The organism is Enhydrobacter sp. (assembly GCA_025808875.1).
Taxonomy (GTDB): domain Bacteria; phylum Pseudomonadota; class Alphaproteobacteria; order Reyranellales; family Reyranellaceae; genus Reyranella.
Window position 1 is genome coordinate 148,199 of the sequence record CP075528.1, and the last position, 17,550, is coordinate 165,748.

General features: G+C 69.0%; 15 protein-coding genes. 10 read left to right on the forward strand and 5 right to left on the reverse strand.

Translation table 11 applies throughout. The annotated features are described in order from the left end of the window. Positions 1-212 precede the first annotated feature (212 nt). From KIT25_00750 to KIT25_00760, 3 genes are read left to right on the forward strand one after another with little or no spacing between them, the layout of a single operon-like run. Positions 213-956 carry an SDR family oxidoreductase gene (locus KIT25_00750; protein UYN95509.1) on the forward strand — a complete coding sequence of 248 codons (744 nt, stop codon included), beginning with the start codon at positions 213-215 and terminating at the stop codon, positions 954-956. Further along, positions 953-2,083: a zinc-dependent alcohol dehydrogenase family protein gene (locus tag KIT25_00755; protein ID UYN95510.1), complete on the forward strand. Its 1,131-nt coding sequence runs from the start codon at positions 953-955 to the stop codon at positions 2,081-2,083. The genes KIT25_00750 and KIT25_00755 overlap by 4 nt, the downstream gene beginning before the upstream one ends. 47 nt (positions 2,084-2,130) lie before the next feature. Continuing rightward, a complete protein-coding gene (locus KIT25_00760) occupies positions 2,131-3,675 on the forward strand; it encodes a multicopper oxidase family protein (protein UYN95511.1) in 1,545 nt (514 codons plus the stop codon). Positions 3,676-3,826: 151 nt separating this feature from the next. On the opposite strand, the gene KIT25_00765 is transcribed toward KIT25_00760, so the two are convergent. Continuing rightward, the gene (locus KIT25_00765; protein ID UYN95512.1) at positions 3,827-5,545 is read right to left on the reverse strand and encodes a tetratricopeptide repeat protein; all 1,719 of its coding nucleotides are present in this window, start codon (positions 5,543-5,545) and stop codon (positions 3,827-3,829) included. Between the two features lie 160 nt (positions 5,546-5,705). Here KIT25_00765 and KIT25_00770 point away from each other — a divergent pair, with 160 nt between their 5' ends. The 6 genes from KIT25_00770 (at position 5,706) to KIT25_00795 (ending at position 13,161) form a co-directional block, all read left to right on the forward strand. Next, the gene (locus tag KIT25_00770; protein ID UYN95513.1) at positions 5,706-7,013 is read left to right on the forward strand and encodes a carbohydrate porin; all 1,308 of its coding nucleotides are present in this window, start codon (positions 5,706-5,708) and stop codon (positions 7,011-7,013) included. A gap of 66 nt (positions 7,014-7,079) precedes the next feature. Next, positions 7,080-8,183 (forward strand): hypothetical protein, encoded by a 1,104-nt coding sequence (locus tag KIT25_00775; protein ID UYN95514.1) that lies wholly within the window; start codon positions 7,080-7,082, stop codon positions 8,181-8,183. A 46-nt stretch (positions 8,184-8,229) separates the two neighbouring features. Then, positions 8,230-9,042 carry an FAD binding domain-containing protein gene (locus KIT25_00780; protein ID UYN95515.1) on the forward strand — a complete coding sequence of 271 codons (813 nt, stop codon included), beginning with the start codon at positions 8,230-8,232 and terminating at the stop codon, positions 9,040-9,042. Beyond that, positions 9,039-11,756, forward strand: coding sequence for a molybdopterin-dependent oxidoreductase (locus KIT25_00785; GenBank protein ID UYN95516.1), 2,718 nt, complete (start codon positions 9,039-9,041; stop codon positions 11,754-11,756). The genes KIT25_00780 and KIT25_00785 overlap by 4 nt, the downstream gene beginning before the upstream one ends. Continuing rightward, entirely contained in the window at positions 11,753-12,688 is a 936-nt protein-coding gene (locus KIT25_00790; GenBank protein ID UYN95517.1) for an antibiotic biosynthesis monooxygenase, read from the forward strand. Before KIT25_00785 ends, KIT25_00790 begins: the two co-directional genes overlap by 4 nt. 14 nt (positions 12,689-12,702) lie before the next feature. Then, a complete protein-coding gene (locus tag KIT25_00795; GenBank protein UYN95518.1) occupies positions 12,703-13,161 on the forward strand; it encodes a GNAT family N-acetyltransferase in 459 nt (152 codons plus the stop codon). An 18-nt stretch (positions 13,162-13,179) separates the two neighbouring features. Here the strand turns inward: KIT25_00795 and KIT25_00800 are convergent, their stop codons facing one another. Continuing rightward, positions 13,180-13,548 carry a DsrE family protein gene (locus tag KIT25_00800; protein UYN95519.1) on the reverse strand — a complete coding sequence of 123 codons (369 nt, stop codon included), beginning with the start codon at positions 13,546-13,548 and terminating at the stop codon, positions 13,180-13,182. A gap of 78 nt (positions 13,549-13,626) precedes the next feature. Between KIT25_00800 and KIT25_00805 the strand changes: the two genes are divergently transcribed. Then, the gene (locus KIT25_00805) at positions 13,627-14,607 is read left to right on the forward strand and encodes an AraC family transcriptional regulator (GenBank protein ID UYN95520.1); all 981 of its coding nucleotides are present in this window, start codon (positions 13,627-13,629) and stop codon (positions 14,605-14,607) included. Here KIT25_00805 and KIT25_00810 read toward each other — a convergent pair. Genes KIT25_00810 through KIT25_00820 form a run of 3 tightly spaced genes read right to left on the reverse strand, consistent with a single transcriptional unit; the run spans position 14,604 to position 17,540 of the window. Continuing rightward, a complete protein-coding gene (locus tag KIT25_00810) occupies positions 14,604-15,470 on the reverse strand; it encodes an NADPH-dependent oxidoreductase (GenBank protein UYN95521.1) in 867 nt (288 codons plus the stop codon). The genes KIT25_00805 and KIT25_00810 overlap by 4 nt on opposite strands. Beyond that, positions 15,458-16,720, reverse strand: coding sequence for an MFS transporter (locus KIT25_00815; protein ID UYN95522.1), 1,263 nt, complete (start codon positions 16,718-16,720; stop codon positions 15,458-15,460). Before KIT25_00815 ends, KIT25_00810 begins: the two co-directional genes overlap by 13 nt. Next, positions 16,704-17,540, reverse strand: coding sequence for a fumarylacetoacetate hydrolase family protein (locus KIT25_00820; protein ID UYN95523.1), 837 nt, complete (start codon positions 17,538-17,540; stop codon positions 16,704-16,706). Before KIT25_00820 ends, KIT25_00815 begins: the two co-directional genes overlap by 17 nt. Between the last annotated feature and the right edge of the window lie 10 nt (positions 17,541-17,550).

The window sequence follows — 17,550 nt, forward strand, 5'->3', positions numbered from 1 at the left end:
CGAGTTTCGCTCTTCAAGCACACTTAGCAAGTGACATGCCATTGATGACGGAACAACCTCGCCAAGGTACGACCTCACCCGAGGAGCGGCTGCAAGCCGCGTCTCCAAGGGTGGGCCACATCGGAGATTGTTGCCATCCTTCGAGACGCCGCGCTTCGCGTGGCGTCTCGAAGGATGAGGGCGGACTGGTTGCGGGAGGACGCGAAGGCAAGATGACAGACCTGTTCGATCTCACCGGCAAGGTCGCCCTGGTGACGGGCGGCAGCCGCGGCCTGGGCTACCAGATGGTGAAGGCCTTCGCCGCCCACGGCGCCGACGTCTTCATCACCTCGCGCAAGCTCGACTCCTGCGACAAGGTCGCGGCCGAGGTGCGGGCGATGGGCCGGCGCGCCGCGACCCATGCCTGCAACGTCGCCAACTGGAACGAGCTCGAGGGCCTGGTCGACGCCGCCTACGGCGCGTTCGGCAAGGTCGACATCCTGGTCAACAATGCCGGCTCCTCGCCGCTCGCGCCGTCGTCGCTGGAGACGCCCGAATCGCTGTTCGACCGCATCGTGTCGCTGAACTTCAAGGGGCCGTTCCGGCTGATGTCGCTGGTCGGCAGCCGCATGGCGGCGGGCGAGGGCGGCTCGATCATCAACATCTCGAGCGCCGGCGCGATCCGCCCGCGACCGCAGATCGCGCCCTACGCCGGCGCCAAGGCGGCGCTCAACGCCGTCACCGAGGCCTTCGCCTTCGAGTACGGTCCCCGGGTGCGGGTCAACACCATCCAGCCCGGCCGCTTCCTGACCGACGTGTCGAAGGCCTGGGACGAGGAGCACAGGAAGAACGCAACGGCGGCGCTCAAGCGCAGCGGTTCGCCGGAGGAGATCGTGACGGCGGCGCTCTATCTCGCCTCGCCGAGGTCGAGCTTCACCACCGGATCGGTCGTGCGCGTCGATGGAGGAATCGCATGAAGATGAAAGCCGCCGTGCTGACGGTCTGCGGTGCGCCGCGGCCGTTCGCCAGGAGCAAGCCGATCCAGACCGTCGAGCTCGATCTCGATCCGCCGGGCGAGGGCGAGGTGCTGGTCAAGGTGGGCGGCGCCGGCCTCTGCCACTCCGACCTGTCGCTGGTCAACGGCGACAGGCCGCGGCCGGTGCCGGTCGTGCTGGGCCACGAGGGCTCGGGCGAGATCGTCGAGGTCGGCACGGGCGTGCACGACGTCAAGCCGGGCGACCATGTCTGCTTCACCTTCAACGTCTCCTGCGGCCGTTGCCGGCGCTGCCTCGAGGGGCGGCCCTACATCTGCGAGCGTTCGGTGACGCCGCGCGCCGCCGGCCAGCTCCTCAGCGGCCATCATCGCCTGCACCTGGACGGCAAGCCGGTGAACCATCAATCGGGCGTCTCCTGCTACGCCGAATACGCCGTGGTCGACCGCGGCTCGGTGGTGGTGATCGACAGGAGCCTGCCGCTCGACCTCGCCGCCCTGTTCGGCTGCGCGGTCGTCACCGGCGTGGGCGCCGTGGTCAACACCGCGCAGATCCGCGCCGGCAGCACCGTCGCCATCGTCGGGCTGGGCGGCGTCGGCCTGTCGGGCCTGCTCGGCGCGGTGCTGGCCGGCGCCAGCCAGATCGTCGCCATCGACCTTTCCGACGACAAGCTCGGCCTGGCGCGGCAGCTCGGCGCGACCCACACGGTGAACGCCCGGGACGCCGACCACGTCAAGCAGGTGCGCGACCTCACCAACGGCGGCGTCGACTATGCCTTCGACCTCGCCGGCACCATCAAGGCGATGGAGACCGCCTATCTCGTCACGCGCTGGGGCGGCACCACGGTGACGGCGGGCCTCTCGCCGATCGCCGCCGACTTCTCCTTCAAGCAGAGCGCGCTGGTCAGCGAGGAGAAGACCATCAAGGGCAGCTACATGGGGAGCTGCGTGCCGGTGCGCGACATCCCGCGCTTCATCGCGCTCTACCAGCAGGGCAAGCTGCCGGTCGACCGCATGGTGAGCCAGCGCATCGGCTTCGACGAGATCAACGCCGGCTTCGATCGCCTGCAGGACGTCGCGACGGTGCGCCAGATCCTGGTGCCGCACGGCTAGGCCGGCGGCGGACGCGGGACAAGGCTGCGGTCAGGGGGGGCTTCGCAATGAGTTTCAAGCATCTGTCGCGCCGTCGCATACTCGACGGCGGCCTCGGCATGGCAGCCGCCCTGCTGGCGAGCGGGAAGGTCGCGGCACAGGGCGGCCATCAGCACCACGACACCGCGAACCGGACCCTGGGCATGGTGCAGCGGCCGAGGCCGCCGATCATGGACCAGCCCCTCGTCGAGCCCGAGGTGCGGCGCTCGGCCAACGGCGTGCTGCAGACCTCGTTGCGCTGCGCCTACGCCTATCGCGATGTCGGCGGCGCCCGGCTCTACCTTCGCTCCTACGAGGGCGGCTCGCCCGGCCCGACGCTGTGCATGAAGCCCGGCGAGACGCTCAAGATCCGCCTGACCAACGACCTGCCGCCCAACCGCGACCCGATGCCGGCGGACATGTCGCATCCGCACCAGTTCAACAACACCAACTTCCACTTCCACGGCTCCCACACCAGCCCGAGCGGCATCTCCGACAACGTCATGCGCTCCATGGTGCCGGGGGAGGCCTACGACATCGAGATCGAGCTGCCCCGGGACCACACCATGGGCACCTACTGGTACCACCCGCATCACCACGGCAGCGCCGACGTCCAGGTGGCCAGCGGCATGTTCGGCGCCATCATCGTCGAGGGCGACTTCGCCGGAGTGCCCGAGATCGCCGGCGCCAAGGAGCGCCTGCTGGTGCTGACCCAGGTCGTCCACGATGCGCGCGGCATGATCGAGAACTTCGAGACCCTGTTCCCGGAGACCGCCACGCGCTTCCTGACCGTCAACGGCCAGCGCCGGCCGACCATCGCCATGCGGCCCGGCGAAGTGCAACGCTGGCGCCTCCTCCATACGGGCTACCAGGACAATCTGCTGATCGAGCTGGAGAACCACGAGTTGCATGCCATCGCCTACGACGGAATCCAGCTCGGCGCCGTCGAGACGATGAAGACGCACCTGATCCTGCCCGGCCAGCGTGCCGACTTCCTCATCCGGGCCGGCGCCCCCGGCACCTACGAGATGCGCGCATTGCCCTACGACCAGGGCCATCCGTCGCCGGTCGGGCCGCTGGCGCGCGTGGTCGTGGCCGGCGAGCCCATGAGCATGAAGCTGCCGGCGTCCCTTCCCAGGCCGCCGCTCGAGCCGATCGCGGACTCCGAGATCACGGGTCGACGCAGGCTGGTGTTCTCGGCGACGGCGCCCGAGGTCGATGCCGCCGGCCATTGGCAGGAGTTCGGCTTCTACATCGACGGCAAGAAGTTCGACCCCAATCGCATCGACTACCGCATCAAGCTGGGGTCGGTCGAGGAATGGACGGTCGTGAACACCCACGAGCACGACGACCACGTGTTCCACATCCACACCAACCCGTTCATGGTCACCCATCTCAACGGCAGGCCGCTGGCTACCCCGCAATGGCGCGACACCGCGGTCGTCGAGCGCAAGGGCGGCTCTCTCACCTTCCGTTCCCGCTTCATCGACTACACCGGTCTCTTCGTGATCCATTGCCACATGATGAATCACGAGGAGATGGGCATGATGCAGACGGTCGAGGTCTACGAGTAGCGGCCTCGACGCCGCGCGCGGCCCAGCCCGCAGTATCCCATTCCGAGACACGAGGGACCTTGTTCCCGCGAATGGCAGCTTGTCGCCCTCCACGCGGGCCTTCGGCCCTTGGTCGGGACGACGGGGCGATTCGACCGGGCCCCGTCGAGCTCTAGGCCGGCGGCGTGTGCTCCTCGAGCCCGAGCGTCTTCAGGATGTCGCGGAAGCGCGGTTCGCCGCGCAGCGGCCGGAAGTACGGGTTCTGCGCCGTGAAGCACAGATAGGTGGTGCGCGCCCGCACGCAGTGTTCGAGGGCATCGAGCGCGCGCGCCGGTTCGCCGACGGCCATCCACTGCATGGCCGCGCCCTCCCAGCGGTTGGTGCGTTCCAACAGGGGAATCCAGACATCCATTGCGTCGCGCCAGCCCTTGTCGCGGGCCAGCTTCTCGACATGCTCGGCGATTCCCTGCGCGACGCTCAGTCCGCGCAGAGTGGCGAGACGTTCCACCATCGCCTCGTCGTGCCGGCCCATCTGGTCCAGGATCATCATCCGTCCATAGTGGGCGCGCGGCGCGTCGGGCACGATCCGCAGGCTGTCGTTGACGACCTCGAGCGCACGCTCGGCGTCGCCCGCCATCCAGTAGACGATTCCCAGATGCTGCAGCGTCTCGACGTTCCCGGGATCGAGCTGGCGCGCCCGTTCCATGGCCTCGATCGCCTCGTCGTGACGTCCCATGGCGCTCAGGAACTGGCCGAAGGTCGCGAGCGCCTCCACCGAGCTGGGATTGAGGGCAACGGCATGGGCGAGATCGGCCTCCGCGCCGTCCCAGTCCCAGTCGTGCTCCATCTTCACGCGGCCGAGCGCGGCCCAGGCTTCCGCCAGCCCCTCGTCGAGGGCCAGCGCCCGTTCGGCGGCACGCCGAGCCATCGGCATCGCCTCGTCGACCGGCAGCGGACGCAGCATCGCCGTCGAGGCCATGAGCAGGTATGTCGACGCCAGGCCGGCATGGGCCAGGGCGTAGTCGGGATCGAGCAGCAGCGCCTGCTCGAACAGGGTGAGCGCCTTGAAGAGCGGCAGCCGGGTGAAGGGCTTGAGATGCGCGCGCGCCTCGAGCTGGAGGAAATAGGCCTGCGACACGCGCGGCCGGTAGCTTTGCAGCCCTCGATCGAGGGTCGACAGGTGCGGCAGGGAATCGGCCACGCGCTGCGCGATCGAGTCCTGCAGTGCCGCGCCGTCCGTCGAAGCCCCTTCGAAGTGCTCGCTCCAGCGCACCTGGCCGCTTTCCACGTCGATCAATCGGGCGGAAACCTCCAACTGTTCCGAGCTACGCCGGACGGCGCCCTCGAGCATGTATCCCAAGCCGAGCCGCTTTGCCGCGCCGAGATCCGCTACCGCCCCGGTTGGCGACACGGTGAGGCCGGGTATGCCGCCGAGCATGGTCGTCACGGCATCGGCGATGCCGACCCCGAGATAGGACTCGGCATCGTTCGTCGCGCCGGTCGAGAAGGTGCGCACGGCGACCGGCCGGGGCTCGGCGGCGGCTGCGCGGTCGGTACTGGCCGCCGAAGCGGCCGCTTGCGACAGCACGCGGACCGGCACGGCCAGGCGATAGCCGGCGCGCGCCACCGTCTCGATGTACTCCTCGGAAGGGCCGCCGCCGAGCGCCTTGCGCAGCGTCGAGGCATGGACGATCAGCGTGCGGTCCTCGACCACGACACTGGGCCAGAGCTTTTCGCGAAGCGTCTGGTAGGGCACCAGCCGGCCGCCGGCCTCGGCGAGCATCTGCAGGATTTGCCAAGCCTTGCCCGGAAGCGGCACGCGTCGGCCATCGCGAGTCAGCCGCCGGTCGGCAGGGTCGAGAACGAAGGGACCAAAAGCGTAGACCGGCATGCGCCAGTCCTAACACGCCGATCGCGCGAAAATCTTGATCCCTTCTTGACTTCGGGACGGTCGCCTCCTTGCGCAAGATGTCCGCGTCCCATCCGGTTCTCGGGGCGGGCTGCAGGGCAGGGCGATGGCGTTTGTTGCTCTTTTTCAGCGACTTGTACGGATGTTCTACCGTCTGGCGTTGGCCGCCCCGTGGTCGATGCCGATCCTCGCGTGGGTTGAAGACGCGGCGGCGCAAATACCCGCCTTCTCCGTTCCGACCGAGGAAAGGCGGGTCGCGTCGGTCAGCGGCAATCCCGGAGCGACGACCTACATGCCCGGCACCGGCTGGCTCGGGCACACCCTCGGCCTGAAGGACGAATGGGGCGTCACGCTGGGCGGGCTGTGGCTGGGCGACCTCAACCTGACCGCCGCGGGCGGCATGCGCCCCGGCCATGTCACCGGCAACAGCGCGCTGTTCGTCGGCCTCCTGGCCGATGTCGACAAGGCGATCGGCTGGACGGGCGCCTCATTTGGCGTGCAGTTCCTGCAGATCAACGTGAGCGATACCAATGCCGATGCCGGCAGCGTGTCGGGCTACAACGCCATCACCGGTCCCCTGCCGCACAACCGCACCCAGCTCTACCAGGCGTGGTACGCGCAGCAGATCGTCAAGGATATGCTGCAGGTGCGTGTCGGGCGGGTCCTGCCGGGCCTCGATTTCAACAACGTGCTGCGGCCCGTCATCTTCGATGACGACAACGAGAACATCCCGGCCGTGACCGGCGCGATCAACACCATGGTGTTCGTGAACGGCTCGATGCTGGGCGTGTTGCCCGGCTACTACAATCCGGCCGTCGGAGCGACGCTCTACTTCACGCCGACCCGTTCGTTCTACTTCAACGTCGGCGTCTATGACGGCAATCTCGCGCGCGGCAACCAGATCGGCCTGATCGCGCCGCAGTTCAATGGCTACCATTTCGGCATCGGCGAGATGGGCTTCAACTGGGTCGTGGGCGAGCATCGCCACCCCGGTCAGTTCGGCATCGGGCTGTGGCGGCAGACCGGCCGGCTCCAGGCGGGCGCCGCGACCGAGGAGGGCACCGGCGGCGTCTACCTTTTCGGTTCGCAGCGCCTCGCCCATGGCATCAATGCGCGCGTGCCCTCGTCGGGGATCACCGCCTTCGCCCAATATGGCGTGAACCAGTCGCGGACCATGCCCATCAACCAGTTCTACGGCGGCGGCGTGACGGCCTTCGCACTGATCGGCAACCGGGCGAAGGACTCCATGGGCCTGACCGTCGGCCTGGCGCGGCTCAATCCCAACCTCTTCGCACGGTCGAGCGAGCTGATGTTCCAGGCCTACTACCAGGCGCACCTGTTCGCGGCGGTCTTCCTGCAGCCGACGGTCAGCTACATCCCGACGCCGGGTGCCTCGGTCAGCGCGTCCGGCGCGCTGACCACGACGATGCGCCTGACGGTTCTTTTCTAGGAGGTACCAATGACAATGTTCCGGAGCGATATATCCTGTCGTCCTTCGTATCGGGGGAGGTTCTCAGTGAGGAAAACTCTGTCCTGGCTCGCGATCGGCTCGATCGTGGCCTCATTCAACTGTGGGTCGGTTCTGGCGCAAGGCGCCCCGGGTCTTCCCGAATATCTGTCGGGTATCTCCGGCGCGACGCCGCCCTCGGCCGCCGAGCTCGGCACGCGCGACGTCCTGCAGCTCAACATCGGCATGTTCACGCTCTACGACAATGCCGCCGGCGTCTATCGCCGCAACATCCTGGCCAAGCACCCGGTCATCCTGGCGCTGTTCTCGGGCAAGGGCGGTCGGATGATCCTCTATCGGCCCGGCCAGGCGCCGCTCGAGGCGCCGTCGGTTCCCCGCGTCTACGAAGTGCTGAAGTCGACGGGGCACAGCTCGATGGCGATCTCGCAGGTCGTCATCCCCTCGCTCAACAATCCGGCGGACAAGCGCTGGGTCGCGCCGATGCAGGCCTATCGCACGCAGATGAAGGCGGCGCTGGACGGCCTCGAGGCGGTGCCCATGGAAGCGGGCTGGAAGACGACGGTGCGCGAGATCCTCGCCGCCAACCTCGCCTACATGGACGATTGCCTGGCCAAGGGCGTCGTCACGCTCGATCCGCTGGTCGCCTTCGCCAAGAAGCAGGCGCCCAACATCAAGCTGATCATCAACTGGGCCGCGGCGACACAAGTGAAGCACTGGATGGGCGTGCTCGACGAGTGGAAGGCAAGCCTCGGCGCGGACTGGGACAAGACGTTCGCGGCCTCCAACACGATCTACGTCGCGCGCCAGAACAACGTGCTCTACAGCGTGCTCGCCCAGTACTTCGGGCCCGAGGCTATCAACGACCGGCTGATCCTGATCGAGACCGTGTCGTTCACCACGACGCCCGAGGACATGCTGACGGCGCTGACGCGCATCATCGGCGACCGCTCGGTCGGCGAGCTGTTCTTCGGCAACTACAAGCTGATGGACTACGAGCTGATGGGAGGCGACGCGCGCAAGACGATCGTCTCGGAGATGCAGCGTCGTGGCAAGCAGGCCTTCCTGCCGCCGGCGGTGCCGTTCGGTTCCAGGCAGTGGCCGGCGCTGATCACGCCCGGGCCCGGGCCGACCTCGCTGGACGACCTGAAGTAGGCGTCCGGAAGGGCGGCCGACACCATCGAGCAGGGGGAGCCGGGGCATGAACCTCAACACGATCGCCGAGCTGAAACGGCCGCGCGCCGTCGAGGAGATCGAATGGCGTGACGGAAGCGCCTTCCTCGCCGGCGGCACCTGGCTGTTCTCGGAGCCGCAGGTCGCGACCAGCAGGCTGATCGATCTCGACTCCCTCGGCTGGCCCGCCCTCACGGTGACGCCCGAGGGGCTCGAGATCGCCGCGACCTGCAGGATCGTCGAGCTGCACGACTTCAAGGCACCGGTCGAATGGCGGGCGGCGCCGCTGTTCGACCAGTGCATCGACTGTTTTCTGATGTCGTTCAAGATCTGGAACGCAGCGACGGTCGGCGGCAACATCGTGATGTCGCTGCCCGCCGGCGCCATGATTTCGCTGACCGCGGCGCTCGAGGGCGTGTGTACCCTGCTGCCGCGCGCCGGCAAGCCGCGCCAGGTCCCGGTCGTCGACTTCGTCACCGGCATGCACACCAACGTCCTGCAGAAGGGCGAGCTGCTGCGCTCGATCCTGCTGCCGGCCTCCGCCCTGCGCAAGCGCGCCGCCCTGCGCCAGGTGTCGCTGACGCGCCACGGCCGCTCGGCCGCGCTGATCGTCGGCACCGTCGGCGACAAGGGCGAGGATTTCCTGCTCACGGTCTCGGCCGCCACGCCGCGGCCGGTCCATATCCGCTTCGCGAAGACGCCGTCCGCCGCCGAGATGCGGCAGGCGATCGAGGAGCGGCTGCCGCCCGACGCCTGGTTCCACGACGTCCACGGCTCGGCACCCTACAAGCGCCACGTCACCTTCTACCTGGCCGAGCAGATTCGCGCGGAGCTGTCATGAGCAAGTACGAAGTCAACGGGCGCCTCTATTCGGCGGAGCCCGCGCCGGGACAGTGCCTGCGCACCTTCCTGCGCGACCTCGAGGTATTCGGGGTCAAGAAGGGCTGCGACGCCGGCGACTGCGGCGCCTGCACGGTGTGGCTCGACGGCAAGCCGTTCCATTCCTGCCTGGTGCCGGCGTTTCGCGGCGAGGGCCGAAAGATCACCACCGTCGAGGGGCTCGCGAGCAACGGCGAGCTGCACCCCATCCAGAAGGCATTCCACGACGCCCAGGCCTTCCAGTGCGGCTACTGCGCCGCCGGCATGATGATGACCACGGCCGCGGCGGCCTTCGACCAGCACCGCAAGGACGACCTGCCGCACGCGCTGAAGGGCAACATCTGCCGCTGCACCGGCTACCGCTCGATCGTCGACGCCCTGCACGGCAGGAAGAACATCGAGGACGACGTGGCCGGCAAGGCGCTGGGTGCGCGCCTGCCCAACCCGTTCACCGACGCGATCCTGACCGGCAAGGCGCGCTACACGATGGACATCGCCATCGAGGGGCTCCTGCATCTCAAGGTGCTGCGCTCGCCGCACGCCCACGCCCGCGTCAGGGGCATCGACAGGAGCGGGGCGCTGGCCGTTCCCGGCGTGGTCGCCGTCTACACCTGGGAGGACGTGCCGCGCCGCCTCTACAGCACGGCGCTGCACGAGGACCATCTGGTCGATCCCGACGACACCTATATCCTCGACAATGTCGCGCGCTTCGCCGGCCAGCGCATCGCCGCCGTCGTCGCCGAGAGCGAGGCGATCGCCGAGGCGGGCTGCCGCGCGCTGCGGGTCGACTACGAGGTGCTGCCCGCGGTGTTCGATCCCGTCGCCGCGATGGAGCCGGGCGCGCCGCTGCTGCACGACAGGAGCGAGGTCGTGACCGACAACGGCAACATCTTCTGTACCCTGCAGGGCGAGATCGGCGACGTCGTCAAAGGCTTCGCGGAGGCCGACGCCGTCCACGAGATGACCTACTCGACCTCGCGCGTGCAGCACGTCCATCTCGAGACGCACGGCTCGATCGCCTGGAAGGGCGAGGACGAGCGCTGGCACGTGCGCACCAGCTCGCAGGGCCCGTTCGCGGTCCAGAAGAAGCTCGCCTACCTGATGGGCATTCCGGCCCGCCAGCTGCACGTCTTCACCGAGCGTGTCGGCGGCGGCTTCGGCGGCAAGCAGGAGATGGTGTCGGAGGACCTGCCGCTGTTCGCCTCGATGAAGCTCGGCGGCCGTCCCGTGAAGTGGGAGTGGACGCGCGAGGAGGAATTCATCGGCGCCACCACCCGGCACCAGATGACCACCAAGGTCAGGATCGGCGCGAAGAAGGACGGCACGCTCGTCGCGCTCGATGTCCATGTCGTGTCGAACACCGGCGCCTACGGCAACCACGGCAGCGAGACGCTGGCCGCGGCGATGGCGAGCCCGCTCGCGGCCTATCGCTGCCCCAACAAGAAGGGCATCGGCCACGCCGTCTATACCAACATGATCCCGGGCGGCGGCTTCCGCGGCTACGGCGCCTCGCAGACCACCTTCGCGATGGAGTGCGCCATCGACGAGCTCGCCGGCCTGCTCGGCATCGATCCGCTCGCCATGCGCCGCAGGAACGTGGTGCGGCCGGGCGACAACGTCGAGTCGATCTGGAAGGAGCCGGGCGACGCGAGCTTCGGCAGCCACGGCATCGACGAGTGCCTCGACATCGTCGAACGCGAGCTGAAGAAGGGCAACGGCGTCGCCAGGCCGGCCGGCGACGACTGGGCCGAGGGCACGGGCCTGGCGCTCGCCATGCTGGAGTGCGGTCCGCCGACCGAGCATCGCTCGGGGGCGGAAATGAAGCTGCTGGCCGACGGCACCTACCACCTGGCCTGCGGCTCGTCGGAGATGGGCAACGGCATCACGACGGCGCACAAGCAGATCGCCGCCGCCATCGTCGGCGTGCGCGCCGTCGACATCGACATCGTCAACGCCGACACCGACAGGACGCCGTACGACACGGGCACCTTCGCCAGCACGGGCACGGTGGTGGCGGGCAAGGCGGTGCACATCACGGCCGAGGCGATGCGCGACGACATCCTCGACTTCGCCGCGCGCCACACCGGCACCGAGCGCGACAAGTGCCGCCTCGACAACGACGCGGTGATCTGCGGCAACAAGCGCATCCCGCTCGCCGAGCTCCATGCCGCCGGCGCCAGGGTGAACCATCGCTTCACGGTGGGCCGCCGCGCCTACCTGTCGCCGCGCACCATCGCCTTCAACGTGCAGGGCGTGCGGCTGGCGGTGCATCGCGTCACCGGCGAGATCCGCATCCTGCACAGCGTGCACGCCGCCGACATCGGCCTGCCGATCAATCCCATGCAGTGCCATGGCCAGATCGACGGCGCGGTCTCGATGGGCTACGGCTGGGCGCTGATCGAGAACATGGTGCACGACGATACCGGCCACATGGTGAACGCCCAGCTGCGCAACTGCCGGGTGCCGGCCTTCGCCGACACGCCGCACACCGACGTGTTCTTCGCCCGCACGGTCGATGCGATCGGCCCGCTCGGCGCCAAGTCCCAGGGCGAGTGCGCGATCAACCCGGTGGCGCCGGCCGTGTCGAACGCGCTGGCCAACGCCACGGGCGTGCGCTTCGCGCACCTGCCGTTCACGCCCGACAGGCTGTTCTCCAGCCTGGGTCGGGTCCGATGACCGTCAGCATCGTCACCCAGACCACCGTTCGGCCGGAGAAATCCGAGGCGTTCGCGCGCTGGCAGGGCGAGACCAGCACGACGATCGCGCGCTTCGCGGGCTTCGTCGAGCAGCGGCTGATGCCGCCCAATCCGCCGCTGCAGGTGGATTGGGTGATCCTGCAGCGCTTCGACACGGTCGAGAACGCCAAGGGCTGGCTCGCCTCCGCCGAGCGTCAGGCCCGGCTCGAGGGCGCCGCCGGCATGCTGATCGGCCGCGACGACGTGCACATCGTGCGCGACGACGAGGGCGGCGCGAGGACCGCGCCGGTGTCGGCCGTCATCAGCACCCGGGTCCGTCCCGGCAGGGAAGCGGAGTATCGCGCCTGGGAGCGCAGGATCGCCGCCGCCCAGTCGAAGGCGGCGGGCCTGCAGGGCTATCGCTTCGAGCCGCCGGTTCCCGGGGTGCAGGACGACTATGTCGCCATCCTGCGCTTCGACAGCGAGGCCAACCTCCAGGCCTGGCTCGATTCGCCCGAGCGCAAGGCCCTGCTCGACGAGGCGGCGCCCCTCACCGAGGAGTTCCACGCCCGCCTGGCGCGGACCGGCTTCGAGCAATGGTTCCGCGACGACAAGGGCGCGCCGATCCAGACCGCGGTCTGGAAGATGGACATGATCGTGCTGCTGCTGCTCTACCCGATCGTGTTCCTGTTCGGCGTGTTCGTGCACACGCCGCTCTTCATGGGCATGCTCGAGCTGCCGTTCGCCGTTGCGCTGTTCCTCGGCAACATCGTCAGCGTGGCCATGACGGGGGTGCTGGTGCCGATGGTCGCCGGCTGGCTCGGCTGGTGGCTGCAGCCGCGCGAGAACGTCGTGCGCACGAACCTGCTGGGCGCGGGCCTGATCTGCGCGATCTACGCCGTCTGCATCGTGGCGTTCCTGAAGTACTTCTGACAGGCTGCGATCCCATGATCGCCGTCGCCGCCGAATCGCCCCTGCAGGACGACGTCCGCAGCCTGGTCGCCGAACTCAACGAGACGCTGCTGGCCCTGACCCCGCCCGAATTCTGCTTCCACATGACGGTGGAGGAGATGGCGGCGCCCGACACCACCGTCTTCGTCGCGCGCGACGACGGGAGCGCCGTGGCCTGCGGGGCGCTCAAGCGCCATGCCGACGGCATCGGCGAGATCAAGCGCATGTACACGCGGCCCAGCCATCGCGGCCGCAAGCTCGGCGCCATGATCGTCGAGCGCATCGAGGCACTGGCGCGGCAGGAGCGCCTGCGGCGGCTGGTGCTGGAGACCGGCGACCGCCATCCCGCCGCCTGGACGGTCTACGAGCGCGCGGGCTTCACGCGCTGCGGGCCGGTGCTCGACTATCCCGAGTCGCAATGGTCGGTGTTCTACGAGAAGGCGCTGGCGGCCTGAGCCGCCAGCACCTCATCGTCAGAACGACAGCGTCGCCGCGCCCTGCTTGATCTCGGCGTGCATGGCGCTGGCGCCGACGATGGTGACACCGTCGAGCAGGTCGTTCTGTTCGTAGCCGCGTGACTTCACGCAGGGCGGGCAGGCCCAGATCGTGCCGCCGCGCTTCAGGAAGTCCTGGATCATGGCGCCGAGCGGTTCGAGCGGCGCCACCTGGGTCATCGCCTGGCCGCCCTTGCGCACCAGGTCGATGCCGGTGCTGGTCAGGAAGATCGAGACCTTGAGTCCGGCCGTGAGGCCGCCGTTGGCGATGACGAAGGCGACCGAGGAGAGTTCCGATTCGATCCCCTTGGTCACCAGGATCACGAGCTTGTCGGTTGCGGCTTGCATTGAGTTGTCCTCCGTGGTTGAGGGAGCGCGGTCTACAACCTCGGGCGGGGAGCGTCTTTGGCCGCGGCACCGAAAAGCTTGACCGGGACTCCGGGCGAGAACGACGCCCTGTCCGATGTGCTGCGCACCGTGCGGCTGTCGGGCGCGCTGCAGTTCTGCTTCATGCCGTCGGGCAGCTGGCAGACGGACGACAAGCCGCGACTCGCCACGCTCGCCAGCGAAGCGGCACCGACCATCCCCTTTCACATCCTGGTCGAGGGCGAGTGCTGGCTCCGCATCGGCGGCGAGGAGAGCGTGCTCGGGACCGGCGATGTCGTGGCGTTTCCACATGCGACGGCACACGTGCTGGGCGCCGGGCGTGGCGGGCAGGTGGTGATTCCCACGCTCGACCTGCCACCCCGGCCATGGCGCCAGTTGCCGGTCCTGCGCTACGGCGACGGCACGACGACGGTGCGTCTGCTGTGCGGCTACCTGACATGCGAGGCACTGAATTTCGGGCCGCTGCGCGCGGCGCTGCCGCACCTGATCCACGTCCGCACGGCAAAGGACCCGCGGGCCGCCTGGCTCGGCGCGACCATCGGCCAGATCGTCGAGGAGGTCGACCGGCCGCGCAGCGGCGGCCTGTCCATGCTGGAGCGGCTGACCGAGATCACCTTCATCGAGCTGCTGCGCCACCAGATCGGCGCGGCGGCGACGCGCGCCGGCAGCGGCTGGCTGGCGGCGCTGGCCGATCCGGCGCTGGGCCGTTGCCTGGCGCACATCCATGACGACCCGCGCCGCAGCTGGTCGGTCGGGGAGCTCGCCCGGCTCTCGGGCCTGTCCCGCAGCACGCTTGCCCAACGGTTCGAGGCGGTGCTCCACACCTCGCCCATGCGGTACGTGCGCGAATGGCGGCTCTATCTGGCGAGCGTGGCGCTCGGCACGACCCGCCGGCCGGTCGCGGCGATCGCCGACGAGGCGGGCTACGGGACCGAGGCCGCCTTCAGCCGCGCCTTCTCGCGTACCTTTGGCTCGCCGCCCGCCGCCTGGCGGCAGCAGGCGAGGCGGGCGCAGGCCTAACGGATCTCGAAGCCGAGCTTGCGGAGCGACTGGCGCAGCGTCTCGCGGCCGGTCATCGACCTCAGCGGCCCCATCCGATTGAGCACGCGCTGGGTCCAGGTCGTCGCGGCCATCTCGTGGCGCCGCGAGAAGGCGTCGAGTTCCTTGTCGTAGGAGGCGCGCCGCGCGGGCTCGCCGGCGGCCGCGTAGCGGTCGCGGTGCAGCACGGTGGCCTGCGGCAGGCGCGGCTTGACCTCGCCCTGCGCCGTTTCGGTGGCGTAGCCGACGCACAGGCCGAACACGACGAAGGCGCGCTCGGGCAGTCCCAGCAGCCCGGCGACACGGATCGGATCGTTGCGCATGGCGCCGATATAGACGGTCGAGAGGCCGAGCGATTCGGCGGCGACCACCGCGTTCTGCGCCGCCAGCGCCGCGTCGATGCCGGCGACCAGGAAGGTCTCGAGCCAGGGCAGGGTCTCGAACTCGGCCTTCTCCTCGCGGCCGAGCCGCTCGTTGCGCGACAGGTCGGCGACCCAGCAGAGATAGAGCGGGCACTGCTCGATGTGCGTCTGGTTGCCGGCGATCTCGGCCAGCATCTTCTTCTTCGCCGGATCGTCGACGGCGATCACCGACCAGAGCTGCAGGTTGGAGCTGCTGGCGGCCGACTGCGCCGCCGCCACCAGCGTCTCGAGCGTGCCGCTCGGCAGCGGATCGGATCTGTAGCCGCGCACCGAGCGATGCGCGAGCAGGCTGGCGATCGTCTCGTTCCACGGCCCGGCCTTGGGCATCGCCGCGCCGTAGCGGCGGGCGAGCGCGGCGGCCCTGTCATCGGCGGCCCTGTCGTCGTCGGCTTGGCCGTTGGCGGTGGGCGTCAGCGAGTCCATGCGGGAATCCCCTGCGGTTTGCGGCGGGTGACGGCGGTCACCACCGCCAGCAGGATGAAGAGGACGACGATGGCGTAGATCATCTGCGGCCGGCCGGTATCCATCAGCCAGGCGTAGATCAGCGGCGCGATCATGCCGCCCAGATTGAAGCCGGTGCTGACGAAGCCGAACACCTTGCCGAATGAACCCGGCGGCGTGACGGCGCGCACCATCATGTCGCGCGACGGCTGGATGATGCCGTTGAGCAGCCCGCCCACCGTCATGACCAGGATCAGCAGTGCGGCGGGCATGTCGACCCAGCCCATCAGGATCGCCATGGTGGCGGTGCAGCTGAAGCCGATCGCGGCGACGCGCTCGTGGTGCGGCGTGCGGTCGGCGATGACGCCGCCCACCAGCACGCCGACCGCGCTGGTCAGCAGAAAGGCCGAGAGCGCGACGTTGGCGATCGAAGCAGGCGTGCCGTGGATCGCCGCCAGGCTGACCACCGTGTAGTTCTGCAGCCCGCCGTTGGCCATGGCGATGCAGAGGAAGAACAGGAGGTTGCGCAGGATCGGACCGCTCAGCAGCAGGTCGAGCCCGACCTTGCCGGCAGGTGCCGCCGTCGCCGCCCCCGTCGACGTGGTCCGGCGCGCCGCGCGCGGCAGCGCCGAGCCGAGCACGATCAGCACCAGGCCGACGGCGAAGGACAGGCCGGCGGCGGCGAGGAAGGCGCCCTGCCAGCCCCACAGCGCGGCGCAGCCGATCACCAGCGCCGGCGTCACGCCCGAACCGAGATAGCCCGCGAAGGTGTGGATCGAGAAGGCCTTGCCGATGCGCTTGCCGTCGATCGTCGCCGACAGGATCGAATAGTCGGCGGGGTGATAGACCGTGTTGGCGACGCCGAGGAAGGCGTAGGCGATGACGAACACCCAATAGCCCGGCAGCAGCGCCGCCGCGGCGATGGCGACGGCGCCCAGCATCAGGCCGGCGACCAGCATCGCCTTGGCGCCGATGCGATCGACCAGGAAGCCGGCCGGCGTCTGCAGCAGCGCCGAGGCGACGTTGAAGGCGGTCAGCGCGGCGGCGATCTCGGTGTAGCTGACACCAAAGGCCTGCTTCACCTCGTTGAAGATCGGCGGCAGCAGCATGATGTGGACGTGGCTGACGAAATGCGCGGCGGCGATCAGCGCCACCACCCGGGCGTCGCGGCCCCAGCCGTCGCGGCGCTCCGTGCCGGCCGACGCGTCGAGCGGCTCACTCGTCGATGACATTGGCCTGCAGGATCCCGATCCCCCCGATCTCGACCTCGACCCTGTCACCGGCCTTCATCCAGAGCGGCGGCTTGCGGCCGGCGCCGACGCCGTCGGGCGTGCCGGTGGCGATGACGTCTCCCGGCTCCAGCCAGGTCACCGTCGAGAGGTATTCGATGATGGTGGCGACATCGAAGATCATGTGGTCGGTCGTGTCGTGCTGCACCGTGGCGCCGTTCAGCCGCGTCGTCAGCTCGAGCGCCTGCGGGTCGGTGACGATGTCGGTCGTCGTCATCCACGGCCCGAGCGCGCCGGTCGCGGGGAAGTTCTTGCCGGCCGTGACCGAGTGCTTCTGGAAGTCGCGCACACTGCCGTCGAGGAAGATGGAATAGCCGGCCACGACCGAGAGTGCCCGCGCGCGCGGCACGTGGCGGCAGCGCTCGCCGACGATGACGGCGAGCTCGCCCTCGAAGTCGAACTCGACCGACGATCGCGGCCGCACGATGTCGCCGCCCGACGGCACCAGCGTGCTGGTGAAGCGCGAGAAGACCGAGGGCGAGGTCGGCATCTGGCGGCCGACCTCGCCGACATGGCTCGCATAGTTGAGGCCGATGCAGAGGATCTTCTGCGGGTCGGGGATGGTCGGCAGCAGCTCGATGTCGGCCGCCTTGAAATCGGCCCGCGCGCCCTTGGCCGCCGCGGCCAGCGATCCCAGCGCCTGCGCGGCGATCGTCTCGCGCAGGCTCGTCCAGCCGCTGCGCGCGGTGAGATCGACGATGCCGTCGTCGACGACCGCACCGAAGCGGGCCTCGCCCGCATGGCGAAAACTGAGCAATCGCATGGGACCGGGA